Source organism: Alcaligenes sp. PF14, assembly GCF_037150615.1.
In the GTDB taxonomy this organism is placed as follows: Bacteria; Pseudomonadota; Gammaproteobacteria; order Burkholderiales; family Burkholderiaceae_B; genus Alcaligenes; species Alcaligenes phenolicus.
Genome location: NZ_JBAGRS010000002.1, coordinates 184548 through 208065 on the forward strand (window position 1 = coordinate 184548; position 23518 = coordinate 208065).

The 23518-nt window shown below is 57.1% G+C and carries 21 protein-coding genes; 11 read left to right on the forward strand and 10 right to left on the reverse strand.

What is annotated here, in order from left to right; translation table 11 throughout:
- The first annotated feature begins 117 nt into the window (after nt 1-117).
- From WFM49_RS04915 to WFM49_RS04930, 4 genes are read left to right on the forward strand one after another with little or no spacing between them, the layout of a single operon-like run.
- A complete protein-coding gene (locus WFM49_RS04915) occupies nt 118-1713 on the forward strand; it encodes a cbb3-type cytochrome c oxidase subunit I (protein ID WP_031232271.1) in 1596 nt (531 codons plus the stop codon).
- Entirely contained in the window at nt 1710-2360 is a 651-nt protein-coding gene (locus WFM49_RS04920; RefSeq protein ID WP_009461016.1) for a cbb3-type cytochrome c oxidase subunit II, read from the forward strand. Before WFM49_RS04915 ends, WFM49_RS04920 begins: the two co-directional genes overlap by 4 nt.
- A gap of 8 nt (nt 2361-2368) precedes the next feature.
- A complete protein-coding gene (locus WFM49_RS04925) occupies nt 2369-3184 on the forward strand; it encodes a c-type cytochrome (protein WP_035269192.1) in 816 nt (271 codons plus the stop codon).
- A 21-nt stretch (nt 3185-3205) separates the two neighbouring features.
- Nucleotides 3206-4294 carry a c-type cytochrome gene (locus WFM49_RS04930; protein ID WP_247965659.1) on the forward strand — a complete coding sequence of 363 codons (1089 nt, stop codon included), beginning with the start codon at nt 3206-3208 and terminating at the stop codon, nt 4292-4294.
- 1090 nt (nt 4295-5384) lie between these two features.
- Here the strand turns inward: WFM49_RS04930 and WFM49_RS04935 are convergent.
- Nucleotides 5385-6053 carry a metallophosphoesterase gene (locus tag WFM49_RS04935; protein WP_336972063.1) on the reverse strand — a complete coding sequence of 223 codons (669 nt, stop codon included), beginning with the start codon at nt 6051-6053 and terminating at the stop codon, nt 5385-5387.
- Between the two features lie 236 nt (nt 6054-6289).
- On the opposite strand from WFM49_RS04935, the gene WFM49_RS04940 reads away from it, so the two are divergent.
- Nucleotides 6290-7423 (forward strand): aminotransferase class V-fold PLP-dependent enzyme, encoded by a 1134-nt coding sequence (locus WFM49_RS04940; RefSeq protein WP_250756986.1) that lies wholly within the window; start codon nt 6290-6292, stop codon nt 7421-7423.
- 99 nt (nt 7424-7522) lie between these two features.
- Here WFM49_RS04940 and WFM49_RS04945 read toward each other — a convergent pair whose 3' ends face one another.
- Genes WFM49_RS04945 through WFM49_RS04960 form a run of 4 tightly spaced genes read right to left on the reverse strand, consistent with a single transcriptional unit; the run spans nt 7523 to nt 12879 of the window.
- Nucleotides 7523-9013: a TolC family protein gene (locus tag WFM49_RS04945; RefSeq protein ID WP_336972066.1), complete on the reverse strand. Its 1491-nt coding sequence runs from the start codon at nt 9011-9013 to the stop codon at nt 7523-7525.
- Nucleotides 9014-9023: 10 nt separating this feature from the next.
- A complete protein-coding gene (locus tag WFM49_RS04950) occupies nt 9024-9710 on the reverse strand; it encodes a MarC family NAAT transporter (RefSeq protein ID WP_203144911.1) in 687 nt (228 codons plus the stop codon).
- A 20-nt stretch (nt 9711-9730) separates the two neighbouring features.
- The gene (locus WFM49_RS04955; protein WP_336972070.1) at nt 9731-11203 is read right to left on the reverse strand and encodes a metal-dependent hydrolase family protein; all 1473 of its coding nucleotides are present in this window, start codon (nt 11201-11203) and stop codon (nt 9731-9733) included.
- A 41-nt stretch (nt 11204-11244) separates the two neighbouring features.
- Nucleotides 11245-12879 (reverse strand): Na+/H+ antiporter, encoded by a 1635-nt coding sequence (locus WFM49_RS04960; protein WP_021446783.1) that lies wholly within the window; start codon nt 12877-12879, stop codon nt 11245-11247.
- 202 nt (nt 12880-13081) lie between these two features.
- Between WFM49_RS04960 and WFM49_RS04965 the strand changes: the two genes are divergently transcribed.
- From WFM49_RS04965 to WFM49_RS04985, 5 genes are all read left to right on the forward strand, one after another.
- On the forward strand, nt 13082-13336 hold the full coding sequence (locus tag WFM49_RS04965; RefSeq protein ID WP_336972073.1) for a YtcA family lipoprotein: 255 nt from the start codon (nt 13082-13084) through the stop codon (nt 13334-13336).
- 7 nt (nt 13337-13343) lie between these two features.
- On the forward strand, nt 13344-14393 hold the full coding sequence (mdtN, locus tag WFM49_RS04970; RefSeq protein ID WP_021446781.1) for a multidrug transporter subunit MdtN: 1050 nt from the start codon (nt 13344-13346) through the stop codon (nt 14391-14393).
- Complete coding sequence (locus WFM49_RS04975; protein ID WP_021446780.1) at nt 14380-16131, forward strand: FUSC family protein; 1752 nt, start codon at nt 14380-14382, stop codon at nt 16129-16131. Before mdtN ends, WFM49_RS04975 begins: the two co-directional genes overlap by 14 nt.
- A gap of 316 nt (nt 16132-16447) precedes the next feature.
- The gene (locus tag WFM49_RS04980) at nt 16448-17827 is read left to right on the forward strand and encodes an NCS2 family permease (protein ID WP_021446779.1); all 1380 of its coding nucleotides are present in this window, start codon (nt 16448-16450) and stop codon (nt 17825-17827) included.
- A gap of 69 nt (nt 17828-17896) precedes the next feature.
- On the forward strand, nt 17897-18508 hold the full coding sequence (locus WFM49_RS04985; protein ID WP_336972078.1) for an HAD-IB family hydrolase: 612 nt from the start codon (nt 17897-17899) through the stop codon (nt 18506-18508).
- Between the two features lie 204 nt (nt 18509-18712).
- Here WFM49_RS04985 and WFM49_RS04990 read toward each other — a convergent pair whose 3' ends face one another.
- From WFM49_RS04990 to WFM49_RS05005, 4 genes are all read right to left on the reverse strand, one after another.
- On the reverse strand, nt 18713-19282 hold the full coding sequence (locus tag WFM49_RS04990) for an HdeD family acid-resistance protein (protein WP_009460967.1): 570 nt from the start codon (nt 19280-19282) through the stop codon (nt 18713-18715).
- A 326-nt stretch (nt 19283-19608) separates the two neighbouring features.
- On the reverse strand, nt 19609-20088 hold the full coding sequence (locus WFM49_RS04995; RefSeq protein WP_021446778.1) for a copper chaperone PCu(A)C: 480 nt from the start codon (nt 20086-20088) through the stop codon (nt 19609-19611).
- Between the two features lie 20 nt (nt 20089-20108).
- Nucleotides 20109-20726: an SCO family protein gene (locus tag WFM49_RS05000; protein ID WP_009460963.1), complete on the reverse strand. Its 618-nt coding sequence runs from the start codon at nt 20724-20726 to the stop codon at nt 20109-20111.
- Between the two features lie 56 nt (nt 20727-20782).
- On the reverse strand, nt 20783-21199 hold the full coding sequence (locus tag WFM49_RS05005; protein ID WP_021446777.1) for a hypothetical protein: 417 nt from the start codon (nt 21197-21199) through the stop codon (nt 20783-20785).
- A gap of 82 nt (nt 21200-21281) precedes the next feature.
- Here WFM49_RS05005 and WFM49_RS05010 point away from each other — a divergent pair, with 82 nt between their 5' ends.
- Nucleotides 21282-21446 carry a hypothetical protein gene (locus tag WFM49_RS05010; protein ID WP_157664272.1) on the forward strand — a complete coding sequence of 55 codons (165 nt, stop codon included), beginning with the start codon at nt 21282-21284 and terminating at the stop codon, nt 21444-21446.
- 20 nt (nt 21447-21466) lie between these two features.
- Here WFM49_RS05010 and WFM49_RS05015 read toward each other — a convergent pair whose 3' ends face one another.
- Nucleotides 21467-23173 carry an FMN-binding glutamate synthase family protein gene (locus tag WFM49_RS05015; RefSeq protein ID WP_336972083.1) on the reverse strand — a complete coding sequence of 569 codons (1707 nt, stop codon included), beginning with the start codon at nt 23171-23173 and terminating at the stop codon, nt 21467-21469.
- Between the last annotated feature and the right edge of the window lie 345 nt (nt 23174-23518).

Here is a 23518-nt window from a genome sequence, read left to right on the forward strand (position 1 = left end):
CTGTGATGTAGATTGCATTGCATTTGTATCTCGGTACTTACTTTTTTAATAAAACCGGCTTGGGCAATGACGTTTCTTTAGGCTTAGCCGCATGACAGATATCGGGCATTTATTCACATGACTCCTATATTAGGAATATTACTGGCGACCAGTTTTGTCGCCTCTTTGGTGGCACTGGGCATTCTTGTCTGGGCCGTGGCAAACAAGCTGATCTTCGTTGGGAAGAACGAAGCTGAGACCATCTTCATGAAAGGTGAGCTTGGTCAGCCGGATGACAGTGCTTCCTTTGGGGGGGAGAACGAAGCACAGACGCATCGCTTTGACGTTTTGCGTGCCGGTATTGACCGCAGTGGTCGGGGGCCGGTTCTGCTTCTGGTCACGGTCGGGATTACCTGGCTGCTGATCGGTTCGGTGTTTGGCGTGATGGCCTCGCTGAAATTGCATTGGCCCGACTGGCTGGCTGACGTGGCACAAGTGACCTTTGGTCGTGCGCGTACCTTGCACCTGAACATCGTGGCTTACGGCTGGTTGTCGGTGACCGGGATTGGCGTGGCTCTGTGGTTGTTGCCGCGTATTTTTCATACGCCTTTGCGACGTCCCAATATGGTGTACTTCGGCGCTGCCTTGTGGACCCTGGGGGTATTGGGCGGCACGATTGCCGTGGCCAATGGCTGGTCCGACGGGATCGAGTGGCTGGAATTCCCCTGGCAGATCGACATTCTGTTGGCAGTAGGGGGCTTTTTCCTGGCCTGGCCTGCCATTGAAACCGCCGCCAACCGCAAATCGCGCCACATCTATGTGTCGGGCTGGTATTTCCTGGCCGGCATGGTCTGGTTTCCGTTCCTGTTTCTGGTGTCCAACATCCCCGGTCTGCACATCGGTGCTCAGCAAGCAACCGTGAACTGGTGGTTTGCTCATAACGTGCTGGGTCTGTGGCTGACGCCTATGGGTGTGGGTGCGGCGTACTACATCATTCCCAAGATCATCGGCAAGCCCGTGTATTCCTACAACGTGTCCTTGCTGGGTTTCTGGAGTCTGGCGCTGTTCTACAGCCAGGTCGGTATTCACCACTTGATGGGCGGTCCGGTGCCAACCTGGGCCGTCACCTTGTCCGTGGTGCACAGCATCATGATGTTTGTGCCGGTGATTGCCGTGGCCATTAACCAGCACGTAACCGTTGCGCAGAACCTGTGGGCCTTCAAGCAATCCATGGCCCTGCGTTTCGTCTGGATTGGCGCGCTGATGTACACCTTGTCCTCCTTCCAGGGTTCGCTGGAAGCCATCCGCTCGGTGAACTCAGTGACGCACTTCACGCATTACACCGTCGGTCACGCTCACCTGGGTGCTTACGGCTTTGTGTCCATGGTGATGTTCGGCACGCTGTATTACATGATGCCGCACATTCTGGGACGTCGCTGGCCCTTCCCGGCTCTGATCAAAACCCATTTCTGGCTGGTGACCGCAGGCTTCACGATTTACGTGCTGGCTCTGAGCATTGCCGGTGTGGTGCAGGGCATGGGCTTGATGGACCCAGGTTCAAGTTTTGGCGAGATCACTCGCAAGATGGTTCCGTATCTGGAAGCCCGCTCCATTGGCGGCACCATGATGACACTGGGCCACTTTGTCTTTGCGGCTCACTTTGCCTTGCTCTTGCTGCGCAAAGGTTCCGCTGTTAATGCGACTCCTACACTTGCTCGGGCAGATGCGTCATGAATCGACTCTTACCTTTACTAATCGGGGCCATTGGCGTGTTGCTGCTGGCTACCTTGATGCTGGTGATTTTGCCAGCCTGGCAATTGCGTACCTCGGAACCGCCGGAGCAGTTGCAACCCTATACCGCCCAGCAACTGCTGGGGCGTGACGAGTACGTGGCCAACGGCTGTTTGTACTGTCACAGCCAGCAGCCACGCTCTACCGGTCAAACCCTGTTTGATACGGCACGTGGCTGGGGCCGTGCGTCCACACCGGGCGATTACTTTTACGATTCGCCCCACCTGCTGGGCACCATGCGTACCGGTCCGGACCTGTTTAACGTCGGTGCGCGCATGAAAAGCCGTGACTGGCATTTGACCCACCTGTATCAGCCCCGTGCGATTTTTGACTGGAGCCTGATGCCGTCCTATCCCTATATGTTCGAGCTGAAAGACCAGGTTTCCGAAGGCGATGTAGTGGTGCGTTTGCCAGAGTCCCTGCAGCCGGCGGGCAAGCATGTGGTTGCTCGCAAGGAAGCGCTGGACTTGGTGGAGTACCTGCTGGCTCTGGATCGCACCTATGCGACCAGCGCGCAGGAACTGGATAAACGTGACCGTGGCTACGATCGTCGCCCCGCTGAAGCCTCGACGGATTCGGGCGCTAAATAGGACAAGTCATGACAATGGAAAAAGTTTCTAGTTCGCCTCAGGTCGAGAACATCGACCCCACCTTCGAGCCGTGGGAGCCGCCGCGTCCCATTCCGATCTTCCTGTTGGCTGTGCTGTTCGCCTTGGCCTTGGCCGGTGTGGGTCTTTACCTGCACGATCTGGCGCCACATGCCGCAGCGGACAAGCCGACCGCCGCTATTGTTGCTTCCAATGCAGGCGGCACCCCTGTGGTGCCAGCCATTCCCGCATTGAAGGATGCGCCCGTACTGGTGCATTCGGGGCAGGGCAGTGTGTGGAGCTGTGCTTCCTGCCACGGCGAGGCCGGTGAAGGCGCAGGCATCACTCCTCGTTTGGCCGGTATACCCGAGGCGTATCTGCTCAAGCAACTGGAGGATTTTGCTCAAGGTACACGCCTGAACGAGTCCATGCAGTACGTAGCTCGCGGTTTGAAGCCTGAGGATATGAAAGAGCTGGCTGCTTACTACGCCAAGCTGCCTGCTCCTGCCATTAATGTGCCCAGTTCGGAAGCGAACCTGGCCCGTGGCGAAGCCCTGTTCCATAAAGGGGACTGGAAGCAGAACGTGCCTGCATGTATCAGTTGCCACGGCAGTCAGGGTGAAGGCGTAGGTACGTCTTTCCCGCCGTTGGCTGCGCAGCAGGCCGAGTACTTGTTCAGTCAGTTGTCGGCCTGGAAAGGCGGCCATCGTCACAACTCGCCGCAAAGCCTGATGGATGACATCGCATCGCGCTTGTCCTACGAGGACCTGTATGCGGTTTCCTATTACGCCGCCTCGCTGCCAGCCAATGGCAAGCAGGCGAAATAAGATCAGAACAGAGAGCTTTTTATGAAAGACACTCAAAAAAATGGTCGCAGCAAATCCACCATGTCGGGTGGACGCAGACTGGCCTGGGGGGCCGGTATTGGTGTGCTGCTTTTTGCGATTGGCTATGGCATGAACGCCAAGGGCTGGTTGTCCTTTTCCCTGGGTTCGCCCGACAAGGGCACTATCCAGGTTGGCGAGGCCACCTATAGTCGTGAGGCCATGGAAGCCGATCGCAAGGCACAGAGCAAGGACAAGCATTCGGTCACGGCTGGTATGCCGGTAGGCGCAGATGGTTATTACGTGCCACCGCCAGAGAGCAGCATTCCGGATACGCCGTATGGCGAGGCGGTTCGTCGTGGTCACAAGATCTTTATGGAAACCTCGACCACGGTGTCGGATCATGTGGGCAATACCTTGGCTTGTGTGAACTGCCACCTGGACGGTGGTCGTCGTGAACACTCTGCGCCTATGTGGGGAGCCTATGTCAGTTATCCCGCCTATCGTGCCAAGACCAAGGCGATCAGCACGCTGGAAGATCGCATCATTGGCTGTTTTACCTATTCCATGAATGCGCAGGCCTCGCCCTCGGGTGTTGCGCCGCCCGCTGGCAGCGACGTGTATCGTGACTTGATGACTTATATGTACTGGATGTCCGATGGGGCGCCTACGGGTCAGAAGTTGCCGGGTGCTGGTTTCCCCAAAGTTAAAAAGACTGAGCTGGGCTATGACGTAGCACGCGGTAAAGAGGTCTATACCAACAACTGTGTCTTGTGTCATGCGGTCGATGGCCAGGGGCAGAAGGATGCCGAAAGTGGCGTGGTGTTCCCGCCTTTGTGGGGCCCCAACTCGTATAACTGGGGTGCAGGGATGGCTCGTATTGATACGGCTGCTGGTTTCATCAAGGCCAATATGCCTTTGGGTAAACCGTTCTCCTTGTCCGATCAGGATGCCTGGGACGTAGCGGCTTACATCAACAGTCATGAGCGTCCCAAGGATGCTCGTCAGAAGGGGACGGTTGAGCAAGCGCGTGTGGAGTTCCATGATGGCGAGGAAAGTTACTACGGTAAGGAGGTGAACGGCGTGATCTTGGGTGGGGGCGTGGAGAAGTAAGCCTTTGGCCTGTTTGCTGTTTGTTTGAAGATGAGACCGCCTCAGTTTCTTTTGGGAACTGAGGCGGTTTTGTTTTGGGCTTCATCTTCTTCATTTTCCTGAGTGTTGAGGAGTGGGGGGGGGGAGCAGGAGGGTTGGGAGATAAGGAGTGCAGAGAGCCTGCATGTTTAGATAGTGACTCGTGAAAACGCCGGTCTGGGCCGGGGGGCCGTCCTCCGGGCTTGGCTCCTTGCCGGTGCTGCGCACCGGTGCCCTGGTCAGGCTTGCTATTCGGGCGCTTCCTGAACTCGCGAAAGTGCCTTGTCCCCCGGACAAGGCACAAGCATTTCGCTCAAACAACAGGACGCTTGAACCCCAAATAGCAAGCCCGCCTGCGGCAAGACGCCTGAATCGCCCAGAGGACGGCCCCCCGGCCCAGACCGGCTCACAATGACTATCAATATGAGACTTCCGTTCTTTTGGGATCTGGCTATATGTGGTTTTTTCTGTTGCCGTAGGTGCGCAGGGGGCTTGAGGGGGAGGGGCGAGGTTTATTGGCTAATCGTCGTTTTCAACAGTTGGCGGTGAGGGTGAGGGATAGAGAAATCGGGACCAACTGCTAGTTATCGAGTGCCTGGTGCTTCATTGGAGCATGAATCTTGTTGAGGATCTCCTGGCGCAACAAGCTGTAGTTTGTAATCTGTAGCATGTAGCTTGTCTTTGAAGCCAAAGCGCCTGTCACCATGGTTGTTGTTCAGGTAATCGTAGATACATCGAGAGACGAGGCCAGTACCGATATTGACGAGGACAGGTTTGTACGTCATCAGACGTAGTGTCATTGATTCCGTGTTCAAGGCGAGTCGAACATCAGCCATTAGCCATTAGCCATTAGCCATCAGCACTCAGTAAACCAATAAGCAGCAATCAGTTGCCGCATAAGGATTGTCTTTGCAAGTAATCGCTGAGAGCTGTTTCGGTCCTGCCGGGGTACCGGCGCGCAGCGCCGGCTAGTGCTCAGCCCCGACACCCCAGCAGGACCGAAACAGCGCCTTCCCAGAAACTAATTAGGCAAAAACAATCTTTTTAATCGAGAGCGAAGAGCCGAAAGACCCTACAAAGCCACCAAGCGCTTCAAATCCAGCAAGGTGAAATGCCCATGATCCAGCCACCCGCCGGTATCAATGAAAAACACATTCCCTAATTGCCGCATCTTGTGCGTTGTCTGATGCCCATGCACCATAGCCCGAAGACCCTCTACCATGCCATCGTAGCCAGTCACATAGCGATCCCTGGACCACATACAGACATAGCGGTCATTGGCATCAAAACCCTCGGTATGAATGTGCTGCCAATTATCGTAGGGAAAGTCGGCATGAACCATACCCACCAGTCCCAAGGGCGTTTCTATTTCCATCGCCAAAGGCAGGGCTTTCAGACGTTGAGCGATCAGTGCCTGCTCGTCCGAGGTGCAATCGTCCAGCCATAGCCCACCATGCACGCGATGATCCACTTCCTGAATAGGCTGCCCAATCGCCCGCCGCCAGGTCAGCTGCTCGTGATTGCCACAAATCGCATGAAACCAGGGCAGGTCCAGCCACTCCAGAACATGATGCGACTCCGGACCGCGATCCACCAGATCGCCCACCGAAAAAAGGCGGTCCTTGGACGGATCAAAACGAATCCGCTTTAAAGACGTTTTCAGCTTGGAGAAGCAACCGTGAATATCGCCAACCGCAATATCGCGTCCCAAGGTGTTCTGGCTGAAGTGTGCTACCTGCATGATGATGAAACCCGGACTAGATCAAACGTGCTCATCACGGTACTCAGGGCGGCAGGCCGAGTCAAGAAAGCAGAAGAAGCGCAATAACACCTCCTGCAGAACAGCCCATAGCGAAGAGTTTGAGTTGTGATTTGGCTGCAGCCGGACGAAGCTTGGGGGCAAGTCGCCCGTACAGATCTGCTTGGTCTAAAATCCTTTGATCCTTATATCTTCTCTACCAGAATTCCGAGGTTTTCATGTCTCAAACCAGCACTCCCGTTGATCCGGACGGCCTGCTTGAATATTCGGTGGTCTACACCGACCGCGCCTTGAACCATATGTCCAAGACCTTCCAGGAAGTGATGCGCGAAATCTCCCGCACGCTCAAGCAGGTCTATCAGGCACATTCGGCGATTGTGGTGCCGGGCAGTGGCTCGTTTGGCATGGAAGCGGTGGCCCGTCAGTTTGCAACGGACCGCAAGTGCATGGTGATACGCAATGGTTGGTTCAGCTACCGCTGGACTCAGATTTTTGACATGGGTTCCATCCCCGCCAGCACCACGGTTCTGAAAGCCCGCCCGATTGAGGAGGGCAAGCAGGCCGCTTACGCACCGGCCCCTATCGAAGAAGTAGTTGCTGCGATTCAGGCTGAAAAACCGGCCCTGGTGTTTGCGCCGCATGTGGAAACGGCCTCCGGCATCATGTTGCCCGATGACTATATGCGTCAGGTTGCGGATGCCGTACATGCGGTGGGCGGTCTGTTTGTGCTGGATTGCATTGCATCGGGCACCGTGTGGGTGGATATGAAGGATGTGGGTGTGGACGTGCTGATCAGCGCCCCACAAAAGGGGTGGACCGGCTCGGCATGTTGCGGTCTGGTGATGTTAAGCGAGCGTGCTCGTCAACACATTGAAACCACGACCAGCACCAGTTTTGCCTGCGATCTGCGCAAGTGGCTGCAGATCATGGAAACGTATGAGAACGGGGCTCATGCCTACCACGCCACCTTGCCTACCGACTCCTTGAAAGTGCTGCAAGAGGCGATGGCCGAGACGGAAGCTCTGGGCTTTGACTGGATCCGCAATCGTCAGCTGGAGCTGGGCCGCAAAGTGCGCGCTCTGCTCCGCGAACATGGTTTCCGCAGCGTGGCGGCACCGGGCTTTGAGGCACCGGGCGTAGTGGTGTGCTACACCACGGATGACGGGATACATTCGGCCGCGAAGTTTGCCAAGGCTGGTTTGCAAGCCGCCTCGGGTGTGCCTTTGCAGTGTGATGAACCTGCTGATTTCAAGACCTTCCGAATTGGTCTGTTTGGCCTGGACAAGCTGAACAATCTGGAACGCTCGGTGGAGCGTTTGGCCAAGGCGCTGGATGCGATTGAAGAGCAGTAAGTTGCTGCAGTAGCGGTTGCTACAGGAGAAGGGAGCCTTGCATGGCTCCCTTTTTATTTTTGCTCCCAAGTAGAGTTCGGCTTGCTTCTTCTTTGCCTACTACTTGGTGGCATCCCCAGGGGTTTTGGGGGCTTGATTGAGTTCGCCCATGGCAAAGGCCAGGTTCACAGAGCCGACCAAACCTGCGGTATGAGCCATAGTCTGGGCTTCTTGTGCTCCTAATAGACCGCTGTGCGCTTCGGTCAGCAAGGTCATGCCGGTCAAGCCTTCCTGGTAGGATTCCAGCGCACCTTGGTAGGTGATCTGGGCCGCCTCGACCAGGCTGGTGGCGGCTTGATGAGACTCCAGAGCAGCTCGCAGTGCGTCGGCAGCGATGATCATTTGCTTGTAGGCGTCTTGCTCGGTTTTGGCAACGCGTTCGCGCGCGGTGTCGGCACGCAACTGGGCTTCGCGCACTTGCTTGTTGCGTAGCCCAGCGTCGTAGATCGGGATATTCAGGGCCAGCACGGCGCCTCGGGAGGAGGATTGCGGGCTGACTTCGGGCAGGCTGCCTACACTTAATGAACCCATGCGTTTGGAAATAAAACCCATCAAGGCCAACTTGGGCATGAAACTGGCTTCGGCTGAGTCTATGCCTGCCAGACTGGCCTGATGGGCGGCTTGCAGGGCCTGTACATCGGGCCGCTGCGCGATGGCTTTTTTCAGTGTGTCATTGCCAGGGATATCCAGATTCTCGGGCAGGGGGCGGGCGGCGCTATCGGCGACTTTCAGCTCCGTTTCCGGGGACAGGCCAATTGCACCCAGCAACGTTTGATAAGACTGACGTGCCAGAGTGCTGGCATTCACATGGTGCAAACGAGCCTGGGCTTTCAGTTGTCGTGCCTGCGCGACTTCAATCTGGGTGCCCAGCCCATTGCGCTGCCGCTCCAGGGCGATATCTTCAATCAGTGCCGCATTTTTCAGCCCTTGGGCAGAGATTTGCTCGCGTTGGCGGGCCGAGTTGTAGTTGAAGTAGCTGATGGATACTTCCGCAATCACGGCCTGATGCACACCACTGAAGGTAATCCGGCTGGCCATGGCCAGTTTGTCGGCCGCCTCTTGCAAGGCGGCGCGTTTGCCAAAGTCGAACAGAAGCCACTTCAAGGTCAGGGAAGGAACGGCGCCACTTAAATGGGTGTCGTAATCCACATCGATTTCTCTACCCAGAATGTGCACGCTGCTGTCGCGGTCGCTGCGCATATAGCCGCCCACCACGCTGGCGGAGATCAGGGGCAGGTAGGTGCTTTCCACCATACCGGCAGCTTCTGCGGCTTGTTGGGCCTCGCCCCAGGCAATGCGGGTGCTGGGGTTCAGGCGTTGGGCCAGGTCGATCAGTTCAGGCAGGCTGTATTCGTGATGGGCTTGCACGCTGGGCGCTGGCTGGCTTTGATCCGGGCCGCTGTATTCGGCCAATGTCAGGCGAGGTGGTTCCGGCGCATCTTGCTCGGGCATGGCCTGGGCCATGGGTTTGTGATCAGGCGCCGCGCAGGCGGCCAGAGTCAGGGCGGCCGTCACAGCCAGAGTCAGACGCAATGCAGGAAAACAAGTCATAGACATAAATTCAGGAGGCAGCAGGATGAGTCAGCAGCGTAGCAGCATACTGCTGTCCGCCTTCAAGGACGAGTTGTACGGCCATGCAGACCAGCAAGAACCCCATGATGCGTGAAATGGCATCGACGCCGTTATGCCCGATCACACGCACGATGCTGAGCGAGGAGCGCAGGCAAATGAAAAAGATCAAACCAATCAGGATGGCCAGAATGATGGGCGTGGCCACCAGCACCCATTCTGCATAGTGTCCGCGCATGCCAGCCATTTTGGAGGAGGCACTGATGACCAGTGCCATGGTGCCGGGGCCGACCGTGGAGGGCAGGGTCAGTGGAACGAAGGCGATATTGTTGTGGGCGGCGGTGTTCTGATCGGCTGCCTTGGAAACCACGTCGCTGACAGTGGGAGGAAACAGCATGCGAAAGCCGATATACGCCACAATCAGCCCGCCCCCGATACGCATGTCCACCATGGAAATGCCCAGTGCCGAAGTAATCCACAAACCGGCGTAGTAGGTAATCAGCAAGGCCAGAATGACATACAGCGTCGCCTGACGCAGTTGCTGCTTCTTTTCTGCTGCGCTCAAGGTTTCGCCCAATGACAGGTACATCACCATTGAGGTCAAGGGATTGGCCAGGGGCAGCAAAAATGCCAGCCCCAGACCAAGCAATTTGAATAACTGCATCACTTCGTTGGGCATGGGAACTCCTTGATGAGGTTTCAGCCGGGCAGGGCGTTCTTGTAAATCTTGCCGTCCTTGATGATCAAGAGCAGGTTCTGTTCGGGCTGCTCCAGAAAGCTCAGGCTTTGTTCGGGTTCGCCATCAATCAACAGCAGATCGGCCAGGGCACCGGCTCGGATTACGCCCAGCTCGCCTGCGTACGGTTGGCGCAGGCCCGACAGTTGCAGCAGCCGGCCATTATCTCCGGTCGCCATTTTCAGCACCTTGAGCGGGCTGTAAAAACGGGTCAGCTTGGACAACATGCGGCCATGGTGTGGTAGATGGGCGGGGGTGAACAGAATGTCCGTGCCCCAGGCGGTCTGGATCTGATATTTATCGGCCAGCTCGTAGGCACGTACGGTTCCTACGGCAACTTGTTGTTGCTTGGCCTTGCTGCGTGGGTCGTGCTGGACGTTGGCGTCTTCATCGGCCAAAAAGGGTTGCAGGCTCCACCACACGCCTTCGCCAGCCATCATGCGGGCGGTTTCGTCGTCGGCAAGTTGGCCGTGTTCGATGGATTTCACGCCAGCCTTGATCGCACGCTGAATACCACGAGCGCAGTACACGTGCACCATCACGTAGGTGCCCCAGTCGCTGGCGGCGCCCACCGCGGCACGCAGTTCGGCATCACTAAATTGCAGTCCTTCCAGTGGGTCGTACAAGGAGGTGACACCGCCCCCGGCCATCAGCTTGATCTGGCTGGCGCCCAGCATCAGTTGCTCCCGAACACGACGCAGGACTTGGTCGGCACCATCGGCAATGCAGGTTACACCTGCTCGTTCGGTGTGGCTTAGCTCGCCTTCTGCGCGTGGCACTTCGTAGCGCATACGAAAGTCTGCATGGCCGCCGGTTTGCGCAATCATGGCGCCGCTAGGATAGATGCGCGGGCCATGCAGCAAGCCCATATCAATACCGCGTTTCAAGGAGAAGCTGGGGCCACCGGCATCGCGCACGGTGGTAAAGCCGCGCAGCAAGGTGCGCTCGGCCTCTTTGCTGGCAATCAAATGCAGGTCAGCCGGGTCGGCCATCATGGCGGTCATCTGGTCGACAGCGCACAAGAGGCTATGCCAGTGGGCGTCGATCAGGCCAGGCATCAAGACTTTGTTCTGGCAGTCCATGACGGTGGCGTCGGTCGGAATCTCGGCAACCGGCATGACGGCAGTGATGCGGCCCTGGTCAATCTGGACGGCCAGCCCGTTTTTCAGCTCTGTTGTTTCACCATCAAACAGGCGCAGATTGCTCAGGATCAGTTTGGGAGCCAGGGCGATGGGTTTCTGATCCAGGGCATTATTGGATTGGAAGGCCGGGCCTGCAGGGGCCGCGCTGGGGGCGAAACTGGCTGATGCACTCAAGCGCTTGTGAATGAAGGGAATGGAGGGGTGGGCGCAAACACAGGCTGGCAAGCCATGACGATAGGCTTGGCGTTGTTGGCGCAGGGCAGGGGACTGGCCCAGGTAGGAGTAAGTCTGCATGGCGTCCTAAAAAATCAACGATAAATGAAAGGAAGGCGGACTCAAGACATACGCAGTTCGATCAGATCCAGCAGGCGGACCCGTTCGCGAGCGATTTCATCGGATATCTGGTGTGTGCGAGCTAAAGTGTAAACGGCCTCACGCGCGGCGTGGAGGGCCCGGATTTGCATGTCTTTTTCCAGTGCTTGTTCTGCCAGATCCGGCTCCAGTCCGTCGCCTTGAGGGCTGTGAGCAATAGTGCCCAGGACGCGGTCGGCCATGGCCGTGTAACGCGCCCCTGAGGACTGGGGATTGTGAGCAATCAAGTCATTCAATGTCTGCGCCACCGACTGGGCGCTGGCGTGACGTACGGCTTGCTCGGCCCGTTCTTCCTGCTCCTGACGTCGGCGCAGGGCAGGGAAGCTTACTCGTTTCATGATGGGTGGCAGGGCCAGGCTGGCCGTCAGCAGTGACACGATAATGACGACGGAGGCCAGGAAAATAGCCAGATCTCGGGCAGGAAAGGGACTGCCATCGGCAAGAGTGAGCGGCAAGGTCATGACACCGGCCAGGGTGACGGCACCTCGTACCCCGGCAATGGACAGCACCAGCACCAGGCGCGGGTTGGCTTGGGCGGTCTCAGCATCATGATGCAAGCCCAGCAGGGACAGGCCGCGTCGTAGCCACAGGTAAGCGTAAACGCATAGAAAACGCAGCAAAATCAGGGTGGTACACATGGCGACCGCGTAAACCAGCAGCCAGGCTGGATTGTGGTGGCCGGTCTCCTGGACAACCTGTACCGCTCCGCGAAAGATAGCGGGTAGTTGCTCGCCCAGCAGGACGAACATCATGCCATTCAAACTAAGTTGCAAGGTGTCCCAGACGGTCTTGCGCTGCATACGGGTGGCCGCCAGTGCATTGCCCGAGAGCTCGGCGTAGCTCATGGTCACGCCTGCCGCGACAGCGGCCAGAATGCCAGAGGCCTCCATTTGTTCGGCCAGGAAGTAGGACGCAAAAGGCAGAAGCAGGCTGAACAGAACTTCTGGCCCTGGCTCTTCGCCCCAGCGGCGCACAAAGAGATTACGCAGAAAAAGCAGGGCACGCGTGGTCACTACGCCCACGACCAGGCCGGCCAGCGTTAACCACAGGAAGTTCTGGCTGGCAGACGAGATGGAAAAAGAGCCGCCCAGGGCCAGGGCTACAGCAAGTCGAAACGCAACCAGACCGCTGGCATCATTGAACAGGGATTCACCCTCCAGCAAGGCCTGCAGTCGCGGCGGCAGAGGCACGCGGCGGGTAATAGCCGAGACGGCAACTGGGTCAGTTGGCGAGACAATGGCGGCCAAGGCGAAGGCCACTGGCAAAGGCATGGCAGGAATGAGCCAGTGCAGCACGTGGCCTAATCCGAATACCGTTAAAAAGACCAGAATAAAAGCCAGAACCAGAATGCCAATTCGGTCCCGAATTAAACTTTCCTTGGAAATGCGCCAGCCATCCAGAAATAATAAGGGCGGCAGAAACAGATAAAAGAACAGATCCGGATTCAGGGTCATCCCATGATTGAACCAGCCGGCAATTAGAAAGCCGAGCAAAATCTGTACGAGAGGGGCAGGGATGGCAACAGGTATTATCTTGACCACGCTGTTACTGATTAGAACGGCGGCCAGCATGCTTAAAGTCAGGTTTACGTCATCCATGGCAACTCTGTGTAAATAACCGAGGTTATTGAGACCCTATCAGAAAGATGCTTGTCACTATACTCGTGAAAATCATAGATACACAGTTGCTTAATCAGGTAGGGATATAAGGGATGTATTTGACAGGCTCGGGTACAATTCATCGCAGCGATCAGGGCGCCATGCGCAGATCGGTTTAACAATAATCAGGGAGATGCCACGCATGCGTGCGCTACTAGCCGGTCTGGCTGTCTTGCCCTTGTTGGGGGGATGTTCTCTTGCACCTTCGGTCTATATGGCGGGTTCGTATTTCCCGGCCTGGCTGGCGTGTGTGCTGGGAGCCGTGCTGCTGACCTTACTGATTCGTTGGGGGCTGATTCGTGCGGGAGTGGATGATGCCCTGCCCATGCGTTTGCCTGTCTATGCCTGCTTGACGCTGGCACTGACCTTTGCCGCACTTCTTCTATTCTTCGAGTGACTGAGCCATGACCCAGGCACAGAAATCCTCCCCCCGTAAAGGCGCTGCCCGCCTGCTGAGCGTGCTGATTGTTGTCGCCGCCATTGTCTTGGCATGGTGGTATTTGCAGCGCTCTGCCAACAACCCTTTGTCCGAAGACGCGGTGATCGGTGCCGATGTGGTGCACATCTCCAGCTCCTTGCCTGGGCATATTGAGCGCATGATGGTGCGTGACGGTCAGTTCGTCAGCCGCGATGAACTGCTCTTTACCGTAGACCCGGTGTTTTATCAGCTGCGTCTGGAACAGGCCCAGGCTGAACTGGCGCTGGCTCAGGCTACGCTGGACATGAAGCAACGGGCTGTGCGCGCAGAAGGGCATAACGCCGTCATTGCCGATGATCAGATTACCCGCGCTAAAACCAATTTGACGATGGCCACGCAAAGCCAGCGTCGCTTGGCGAATCTGGCGGCCAAGGGCTATGTCTCCCAACAGCAATTGGATGAAGCCAATACCTTGCTGCGTGATGCTCAAGTCACCTTGAAACAGGCAACAGAGCAATCCGGGGCTGCTCAGGCTCTGGTCGGCAATACGCAGGCAGAAGAAGCCATGGTGCAAGCGCGACAGGCAGGTTTGGCGATGGCCCAGCGTGACCTGGAACATACTCAGGTCAAGGCACCGCACAACGGTCGTATCGTGGGTTTGCGTATCGGCTCGGGGGAACATCTGATGCCCGGCACTTCTGTCTTTACCTTGCTGGATACGGATTCCTGGTATGTCACGGGAATGTACCGTGAAACGGATCTGAAGGAGATCAAGCCAGGGGCCTGCGCCACGGTGTATGTGATGTCCGATCCGTCGCGCAAGCTCTCGGGCAAGGTAGAGGAAATTGGTTGGGGCGTCAGTAGTCAGGAGCAGATCAATCTGCCGCGCAGCCTGCCCTATATTCAGAAATCCATGAATTGGGTACGGGTAGCGCAACGCTTTCCGGTGCGTATCCGTCTGGATGCCCCGCCCGAGGACTTGATGCGCATGGGTGCCTCGGCCACCACCATTATTCATCGCGATGGCAACTGCTAAGACCGGCGTGTCGGGTCTGGCGCGGCTGGTCTGGCAAGACTTGCAGCCCACCCCCGGTCGTCTGGCGCAAAGCTGGCGCGTGGCAGTGCTGTGCGCCTTGATGGTGCTGCTGGCCATGAACTACGGTATTCCCGAGTCTGCCGTCAGCTGCTTTGTGATCTTCTTTGTGATGAAGTCCGATGCCGGCGAAAGCTCGGTACTGGCGCTGGCTCTGGTGGTGCTGGTGTCCATTGTGGTGCTGCTGATGGTGCCATTGATTCAGGTCACGATTCAGTATCCGGCCTGGCGTTTGCTGGCCATGGTGCTGACCTCCTTTGTGCTGTTGTTTCTCGGGGTAGCCAGCAAGCTGGGGCCTTTGGGCGGGATTATTGCCTTGGTCATCGCCTTTGTGCTGACCTTGTTGGGCTATGTGCCCTTTGGCGAGATTGCTACCCGTGCCGTGCTTTATGCCTGGTTGATGACCTGCGCCCCCATGGGCCTGGTGCTGATCTTCAATCTCTGTTTTGGTTTGTACCCGCACAAGGTGTTGCGCCGTGAGCTGGCAGCGCGTTTGCGTTTGTCGGCCCAGGGCTTGATGGGGCAGGCAGATACGCAGGATTTGTGGGACGAACTGGCTTTGGGAGTCAGTGCACAACAGAAGCGACTGGGCTGGATACGGCTGTTTCATTTGCGGCCCGCACAAGAGCAGGCAGAACTGGATCAGACCATCTTGAATACCTATCGAGCCTTGCTGGCGGTTGCCGTCTTGCGCGATCAGCATTTGGACAATGAGCAGGCCACAGCATTTGCCCAGATTTGTGAACGCAGCGCACAGGATATTGAACAAGGGCGTTTGCCGCAGATGAATGATCTGCCCGAGCTGTCAGCCTCCAGTTCTTTGGCCGAACAAGATTTGCGCGATGCCTTGCTGGCCTTGTCGGGGGCAGTGTCTATTGGCAAAGCGGATCCGGAACATGGCTCCTTCATGGTGCCCGACGCCTTTAGTAATCCTGTTTATCAGCACCATGCCTTGAAGGCGACGGCAGCAGCGGTGCTTTGTTATCTGATCTATAGCGCGGCAGACTGGCAGGGCATTCATACCGCCATGATTACCTGCTACGTGGCCGCTTTGGGCTCTACCGGGGAAACCGTACACAAGCTGACCTTGCGGATTGTGGGCTGTTTGCTGGGGGCGGCGCTGGGCTTTATCACCATCTTGTTTGTGATGCCGCATCTGCTGGATATTGGCGGCTTGATGGTCGTGGTATTTCTGGTGTCCCTGTTAGGGGCCTGGGTATTTTATGGCCCGGAACGTATCTCGTATGCCGGCATTCAAATTGCCTTTGCCTTTTATCTGGTGACCTTGCAGGGCTTTGGTCCCAGCTTTGACCTGGATTCGGCCCGTGATCGGGTGATCGGTATTTTGCTGGGCAATGCGGTGATGTACGTGATGTTTACCCAGATCTGGCCTGTCAGTATTGCAGGTTCGGTACGTCAGCGTTTGGCCAAGGCTTCTGACAGTTTGAGCGGCCTGGGCAGCTTATGGCAGGAACGTCCCGCCCAGGCGGTGCAGCAGTCAGCCAGCGTCGCGCAGGAGCTGTCGGCGGCCAAATATGGATTGGCTCTGATGCACTTGGAACCAGAGCGTTTGCGACCCGACCAGCAGCAGGCCCAGGATATGCAACGTCAATGGCAGCAGTTGCGCCAGCAGTTCATCGGCCAAGCCTATATGCCTGTATCTCGCCACCGAAGCGATTGATAACCCTCATTACCTAGAGGTGATTTTCCCGTCCTTGACGGCTCGTAGAATGGCCCTCACTTCCCATTATCGGGATCAAAAGAAGCGCCGCAAAGGCCTCGGTTCGGTCGGAGACACCCCCGCATACCTACTTCTTTCTGCCTATGTCTGCACCTTGTTGCGGGCAGGGCAGGACTCGTCTTTGCTCGGCGTTTTCTTTGATTCAGCGTGTGAGAAGTCTCTTGCCCCCTTTGGGGCTGGAACTGTCCATTACTGATTCCTGATGACGGCAACGTACCGTTTCAGACATCACAATACTGATAAAGGAGCATGAAGTATGGCTGAGCAAGAATCCGCATTGCGGCCAGGGCAGGAGGCCCTGGTCCCTCCGCTTGCTGGCGGTTGGTTGCAGAAACATTTTGCCTATACAGAGCGCGGCAGTTCTCTGCGTCAGGAGGTCTTGGCAGGGCTGACGACATTTCTGGCAATGGTTTATTCCGTATTTGTCGTACCGTCCATGCTGGGCAAGGCGGGCTTTGATACCTCGTCGGTCTTTGTGGCCGTGTGTCTGACCAGTGCTTTTGGCTCCCTGCTGATGGGGCTGTGGGCGAATCTGCCCATTGCGGTGGGCTGTGCCTTGTCCTTGACTGCGTTCTTGGCTTTTGACTTGGTGCTGGGCCAGCAACTTAGCCCGGCCGTCGCCCTGGGTGCCGTGTTCCTGATGGGCCTGATCTTTACCCTGATTTCCGCCACTGGGATTCGTACCTGGATTCTGCGCAATTTGCCCCTGGGCATCGCGCATGGCACGGGTATCGGAATTGGCCTGTTCTTGCTGATGATCGCCTCCAACGAGGTAGGTCTGGTGACCCGTAATACGGGCGCAGGTCTGCCGGTTGCCCTGGGGGACGTCACGTCCATGCCGGTCTGGCTGAGTGTGCTGGGTCTGGCAGCGATTTTTGGCCTGGAGCGCCGTCGTGTCACGGGCGGTATCTTGCTGGTGATCTTGGGTCTGTCGGCGGTAGGCCTGATCTTCGATCCCAATGTGCGTTTTACTGGCCTGTTTGCCATGCCTAGCCTGCTGGGCGAGAACTCCTTGATCGGTGCCATGGACATAGGCGGGGCCTTGAATGCGGTCGTCCTGCCCAGTGTGCTGGCTCTGGTGATGACGGCCGTGTTTGATGCGACCGGCACGATTCGTGCGGTCGCGGGCAATGCCGGGCAATTGGACAAGGATGGCCAGATCATCAATGGCAGTCGCGCCCTGACGACGGACTCGCTCAGCTCTTTGGTGTCAGCCAGCTTGGGGGCTTCGCCTGCCGCCGCCTATATTGAATCAGCTGCCGGCACAGCCGCCGGGGGACGTACCGGTCTGACCGCGGTGGTGGTTGGCCTGGGTTTCCTGATGCTGATCTTCTTGTCGCCTTTGGCCGGTCTGGTGCCTTCCTATGCGACTGCGCCTGCCTTGATGTATGTGGGCTTGCTGATGCTGGGCGGCGTGCGTCATCTGAATACCGAAGATACGGTCGACACCATGGCGGGTCTGGTGTGCGCCGTGTTTATCGTGCTGACCGTCAATATCGTCACAGGCATCATGCTGGGCTTTTGCACGCTGGTGCTGGGTCGCCTGTTCTCGGGTGAACTGCGTCGTCTGAATGTGGGCACGGTTCTGATTGCCATTGCCTTGGTTGTTTTCTACCTGGGTGGCTGGGCCTTATAAAGCAGGGCTTGGGAAGGGCTGGTGTTCCCCTTTACACTAGCCCTTTTTCTGAAAACCAAAGGGGTACCTGTGCTGGTCGCATTTGATTTTGATGGCACGATTACAGACCGGGACAGCTTGCAGGACTTTATACGTCGCATGCGAGGCTGGCCAGTCTGTATTCGTGCCTATTTAGCTTGCGTGCCTCGCGTCCTGGTCTGGGATCGCGGTCCGCAGCGTCGTCAGGCGATCAAGCACCGTTTTCTACGCAGTGCCTTGGGTGGTTTGAGCCGGGAGCAGGTTCAGGCTTTAGCCGCCACTTACGTGCGGGACTATGTGCCGCAGATTGTCCGCCCGGAAATGATGGAGCGAGTCCGTGCCCATCGAGAGCGGGGAGATACGGTGGTGCTGGTCAGTGCCTCGCCGTCCATTTATTTACAGCCCTGGGGGCAAGCACAGGGAATGGCTCAGGTGCTGGCGACAGAGTTGGCCTTTGATGATCAACAAGGTTGTGTGGGCATGGCCAGCGCCAATTGCTGGGGGCAGGAGAAGGTGAATCGCTTGCAGGCGTGGCTGGGAGATAAACCCGTGGAGCTGGATATGGCCTATGGTGATAGCCCCGGTGATGCGCAGATGCTGGCCCATACGCGTCAGCCCTGGCTGCGGGGAAGGGCTGACGCTCTGCCAGCGCTGGAAGCCTGATAGTCAATTGTGGGGCTTGCTCTGTACCGCTTGAGTTGCAGGCTTGGCAGCTTGGTGGCAGGCCTACAGTCCAGGGCGGGAGATCAAGATAGCAAAATGCCCGACCAGAATCTGCTTCTGGTCGGGCATTTTTTCGGAGTGATTTGCAGTGATTAAGTCAGCGGAGATCAATCCCGACGCAGGGGTTTGATCCTGGCCGATGGTTTAGTTCTGATTGCGCTTGATTGCCATACCAATCAACAAGCTGGCCCAACCTTGGGTCAGCAAATCAATACCCAGTATCAGGCCCAGAATCCATACACTATTGCCGGGCCAGCCTGCGGCAATGATCAAACCGGCTGCCAGTGTAATCAGGCCGGAAAAGGCCATCCAGCCGCCACCTGCCTGGGCCCGGTTCTGAAACCAGATCCAGAGTCGGAATGCGCCGGAAGCAATCAGGAAGGCGCCAAAAATCAGGGTCAGGACGGTGGCACCTACCAAGGGGTTGCTGATGGCAATCAAACCGGCGAACAAGTACAAAATGCCGCTCAAGCTCCAGAACAGAAAGCCGCGCCAGCCTTTGGAACTCCATGCATGAGCCAGATGCAGCACGCCGCCTATGGTCATCAGGATGCCGACGTACACCACGCTGGCAACCGTGGCGCCAACCACGTAGATCAAGGCGATCAGACCCAGAATAATCAGGGCGATGCCCAAACCAATAAACCATCCTGGTTTCAAGGGCAGTTGACGTAGCAACTCAGAGCGATTGTTGTCATGTGGACTTAGAGCCATCTATGTACTCCTTGCAAGGTTAAACCGACGCTACGGTCTTAACTTTACTCCAGACCCGGGCAAGGGCCTAGTGATATGCAAAGAGCCTGCTGCAGAAACACGAAGGCCCTACCGTTGCGGTAGGGCCTATGGGCCGCTCTGGCGGCGGTGAACTGTCATGATGACAGTTTGGGAAAGCTGTGTTTCAGACAGCTTACTGACACTATGTCAGTGGTTTCAATGTACGTTAGCTAATCAAAACCAGCCAATTATGGAAAACCCGGAAGTCTGAAACAAAGCCCTTCAAACCGGTAAAACAGGCGGTTTGAAGGGGTGGGAACAAGGCCTTAGTGGCCGTGTGCGCCCTGGTGACCCTGGCCAGCCTTGGTGTTCAAGGCACGGACCGGAGCGCTGATTTTCAGCTCTTCCTTTTGACCGGCGGCATTCTGGATTTCCAGGGTGAGATCCACGGAACTGCCCGCCTCAACCTGTTTGTCCAGACCCAGCAGCATGATGTGGTAGCCGCCGGGTTTCAGTTCCACAGCCTTGCCAGCGGGCAGGTCGATTTTTTCAACCTGGCGCATGCGCATGACTTCGTTTTCCATCGCCATTTCGTGTACCTCTACCTGTTTGCTCAAGCTGCTGCTGGCGCCCAGCAATTGGGCGTTGTCGGTGGATTGCAGCACCATGAAGGCGCCGGTGGCTTGCTGGCCGGGAACCGTGGCGCGAACCCAGGGATCGGTAACGGTGACTTCGGCCTGGGCCAGGGTGGGCAGGCTCAGCAAGGCGGCCAGGGAAAAAAGAGAGCGAGCAATAGTACGTTTCATGTTGGTAATCCTGTTGGGGTTCACTTGCTCAGAGCCAGTACCTGGCGGATATCAGCCACGGCTTCTTCAGCCGTTTGCGTATGACGCAGGGCGATCTGCAACTTGCCTTGTGTGTCATACACATAGGTCAAGGCGCTGTGGTCCATGGTGTAGCTGGAGCCGGTAGGAACCTTTTGATAGAAGACTTTGAAGTCGCTGGCGGTTTTGGCCAGCTCTTCCTCGGTGGGGCGCAGGGCCACGAAACTGGGGTCGAAAGCCTGCATGTAGGCCCGCAGCAGTTCGGGCGTGTCGCGCTCCGGGTCAATGGAGATAAACAAGACTTGCAGCTTGTCGCCATCCTCGCCCAACTGTTCCTTGATGTCGACGGCACGAGTCAGGGCTGTCGGGCAGACGTCGGGGCATTGGGTAAAACCAAAGAAGATCAGCACGATCTTGCCGCGATAGTCGGCCATGGTGCGACGTTGGCCTTCGGTATCCAGCAAGCTGAAATCCTTGGCAAAGTCGGCACTGCTCATGTCTACACCTTCCAGATTGCGAAAGGCGGGCTGCTTGGGGGCCTTGTCGCCGCAGGCGCTCAGGACCAGAGGAGTCGCCAGCATGGCAAGCAGGAGCTGGCGGCGTGAGAAGGAGGCGTTCATAGAAATATCCCGCTAATTGACAACATAAGGTGGCTGCGCCGGGCAGCCGAGGCTGGTCAGGAAACGAGCGTGGAGGGGGGACCGCGCGCACTCAGGGGCGGGCCCGTCAGGGGAAGAACGGGAACCGCCGCCTGTTGGGCAGTGTCCCAGGTATGTCGTGGTGTAGGTGTCAGATTCCAGGCAGGGCTGGGATCATCATTCAAGGCTTTTTGCGCCTGGGCCTGGGCGAACAGACAGGCCGCATGCAGGCTGTGTTGCTCGTCGTGCTTCGGGCCGCCAGGGAGCTGGCTGCTCCATTGCGCCAGGAAAGGGTCGCCCTGAACGCACAGGCTGAGCGCGGCCGCATTGGCAGGGTCGGCGCTGGGCATGTAGCCGTTGGGGATCAGACCACGCAAAAGCAGGGCGCAGATTGCCAGCACCAGTAAAAACCGGCTGCGAGTACCTGAGGTGGGGAATGCGCAGTGCCTGATCATGATCAGAGCATTCTAGTACAGATGGAAATCAGTTTGCCCAGATTCTGTGGCACAGTAGACGCCTATCATCAAGGAGCTTGATATGCGACAGATTTATGGGGTGCTGAGCGCCTTGGTCATGGTGCTGGGGCTGGCGGCGTGTTCAACACCGGATCGCTCTGCAGACAGCAGCTGGAGTCGACCTTCCGGCGTTGAAATCTATGGGGAAATGGATGCAGGGGTAGGGACGGTGCGGCAGTCCCGCTAGGGAGACTGCCGCGTGCCGCGTCAGGCCAGGGCTTGGCCTGCGCTATCAGCTGCGTCCTGTTTTTTCATGATTTCTTCAGGATCAGCTTCATCATTCAAGTACGACAAGGCTTTGCTCAGGCTATAGGCCGGTTCAAAGGAGTCGGGGTTGGCCATAGGCCAGCCCACACGGAAAATCGTTTGACGATAGTGGCCGCGCAAGAGTTCGCCTTTTTTCAGATCCGGGAACAGAGCCGACATCACGCGCACTTCGCCGTTGCTGATACGGCGGGCAATATGGTGAGGACGTAGCTGGTCCGGATGTTCCAGGCCCGCCGCACCCAATAGTTCAGCCAGGGCTTTGAGCGTATTGCCATGGAAGCTGGCCACGCGCAGGGATTTGTCATCAACCACCAGGGCTTTTTGACGCTGCGGATCTTGTGTCGCCACGCCAGTGGGGCACTTGTCGGTATGACAGGCCTGGGCCTGAATGCAACCCACGGCAAACATGAAACCACGCGCGCTATTGCACCAGTCAGCACCCAGGGCCATGATGCGGGCCATATCAAAGGCGCTGATGATCTTGCCCGAGGCACCCAGGCGGATTTGTTCGCGCAAACCGATACCCACCAGCGTGTTATGAACCAGGCGCAGAGCCTCGCGCAAGGGGGTGCCGACGTGGTCAATGAACTCCACGGGGGAGGCACCGGTACCGCCTTCCGCACCATCGACCACAATAAAGTCCGGTGTGATACCTGTTTTCAGCATGGCTTTGGCAATGGCAAACCATTCCCAGGCATGTCCAATACAGAGTTTGAAGCCCACGGGCTTGCCACCGGACAAGGTACGCAGCTTGGCGACGAATTCCAGCAGCTCTACGGGAGAATGGAAAGCGCTGTGGCTGGGTGGCGAGTTACAGTCCACGCCTTCCGGCACACCGCGTGCCAGGGCAATTTCAGGCGAGACCTTGGTGCCGGGCAAGATGCCGCCGTGGCCAGGTTTGGCCCCTTGCGACAGCTTGATTTCAATCATCTTGATGTGATCCTGAGTGGCTCGTTCGGCAAAGCGTTCGGGCGAAAAGTTGCCTTGTTCATCGCGGCAACCAAAGTAGCCCGAGCCAATATTCCAGATCAGATCACCGCCATGACGCAGGTGATAGGTGCTGATGCCGCCTTCGCCCGTGTCATGCGCAAAATTGCCCATCTTGGCACCCTTGTTCAGGGCCAGGATGGCATTGGCCGACAGCGCCCCAAAACTCATGGCCGAAATATTCAGCACCGACAGCGAATAAGGCTGGGTACAGTCCGGCCCACCCACCGTGATACGGAACTGTGAGTCTTTGATGTGCTTGGGCGTCATGGAGTGGTTGATCCACTCGTACCCATTGTTGTAGACCTCCTGGTGAGTACCAAAAGGCTGCTTGTCGACCTGCTGTTTGGCGCGCTGGTACACCAGGGAGCGGTCCGCCCGCGAAAAAGGCAGTTGCTGCTCATCGCCTTCCAGAAAGTACTGGCGAATCTCAGGGCGTATGGCTTCAAAGATAAAGCGCAGATTGCCGATAACCGGGTAGTTGCGACGAATGGCGTGACGAGTTTGAGTGATGTCCACCAAGCCCTGAATGCACAGGGCCAGCCCTGGTATCGCCAGCCACAGCCAGCTTGCGTTTCTGAACAAGGAAAGCAGCAAGAAAAAGGCGGTCAGGCCAATGATGATGTAGAAGGCGGTGTAGCGTGTCAGCCACTTTTGCATAAAGACTCCTGCCAAGAAAACGGGGTGACGGGCAGGATTTCGGGTACCTGCCGGTCAGGCTGCCAACATCATAGAACGCTCCCGTACGGTTTGACCATGCCTGGATGGCGATAGTTTATGAAAACTAACAAACAACCATGGAGTGGCTGAAAAAGGGCGGGGCAGGGCGCAAATTGTTTAGCTTTGAAAGGCGTGATGGAAACCAGGGAGGCTGTTGCGGTGCAGCATGAAACAGCGTGTTCCGCCTTGAGGCTTGTGTCTGGCGGGCAGGGCCGGAGCTGCCATAAACACGATATTCAGCTAGCTGTAATTGAATAGGTAGGTAAGCTATCTATATAATCATGC

Coding starts and splice junctions, on each gene's coding strand:
- WFM49_RS04915 (WP_031232271.1), top strand. CDS start 118: ATGACTCCTATATTAGGAATATTACTGGCGACCAGTTTTGTCGCCTCT.
- WFM49_RS04920 (WP_009461016.1), top strand. CDS start 1,710: ATGAATCGACTCTTACCTTTACTAATCGGGGCCATTGGCGTGTTGCTG.
- WFM49_RS04925 (WP_035269192.1), top strand. CDS start 2,369: ATGACAATGGAAAAAGTTTCTAGTTCGCCTCAGGTCGAGAACATCGAC.
- WFM49_RS04930 (WP_247965659.1), top strand. CDS start 3,206: ATGAAAGACACTCAAAAAAATGGTCGCAGCAAATCCACCATGTCGGGT.
- WFM49_RS04935 (WP_336972063.1), bottom strand. CDS start 6,053: ATGCAGGTAGCACACTTCAGCCAGAACACCTTGGGACGCGATATTGCG.
- WFM49_RS04940 (WP_250756986.1), top strand. CDS start 6,290: ATGTCTCAAACCAGCACTCCCGTTGATCCGGACGGCCTGCTTGAATAT.
- WFM49_RS04945 (WP_336972066.1), bottom strand. CDS start 9,013: ATGACTTGTTTTCCTGCATTGCGTCTGACTCTGGCTGTGACGGCCGCC.
- WFM49_RS04950 (WP_203144911.1), bottom strand. CDS start 9,710: ATGCCCAACGAAGTGATGCAGTTATTCAAATTGCTTGGTCTGGGGCTG.
- WFM49_RS04955 (WP_336972070.1), bottom strand. CDS start 11,203: ATGCAGACTTACTCCTACCTGGGCCAGTCCCCTGCCCTGCGCCAACAA.
- WFM49_RS04960 (WP_021446783.1), bottom strand. CDS start 12,879: ATGGATGACGTAAACCTGACTTTAAGCATGCTGGCCGCCGTTCTAATC.
- WFM49_RS04965 (WP_336972073.1), top strand. CDS start 13,082: ATGCGTGCGCTACTAGCCGGTCTGGCTGTCTTGCCCTTGTTGGGGGGA.
- mdtN (WP_021446781.1), top strand. CDS start 13,344: ATGACCCAGGCACAGAAATCCTCCCCCCGTAAAGGCGCTGCCCGCCTG.
- WFM49_RS04975 (WP_021446780.1), top strand. CDS start 14,380: ATGGCAACTGCTAAGACCGGCGTGTCGGGTCTGGCGCGGCTGGTCTGG.
- WFM49_RS04980 (WP_021446779.1), top strand. CDS start 16,448: ATGGCTGAGCAAGAATCCGCATTGCGGCCAGGGCAGGAGGCCCTGGTC.
- WFM49_RS04990 (WP_009460967.1), bottom strand. CDS start 19,282: ATGGCTCTAAGTCCACATGACAACAATCGCTCTGAGTTGCTACGTCAA.
- WFM49_RS04995 (WP_021446778.1), bottom strand. CDS start 20,088: ATGAAACGTACTATTGCTCGCTCTCTTTTTTCCCTGGCCGCCTTGCTG.
- WFM49_RS05000 (WP_009460963.1), bottom strand. CDS start 20,726: ATGAACGCCTCCTTCTCACGCCGCCAGCTCCTGCTTGCCATGCTGGCG.
- WFM49_RS05005 (WP_021446777.1), bottom strand. CDS start 21,199: ATGATCAGGCACTGCGCATTCCCCACCTCAGGTACTCGCAGCCGGTTT.
- WFM49_RS05010 (WP_157664272.1), top strand. CDS start 21,282: ATGCGACAGATTTATGGGGTGCTGAGCGCCTTGGTCATGGTGCTGGGG.
- WFM49_RS05015 (WP_336972083.1), bottom strand. CDS start 23,173: ATGCAAAAGTGGCTGACACGCTACACCGCCTTCTACATCATCATTGGC.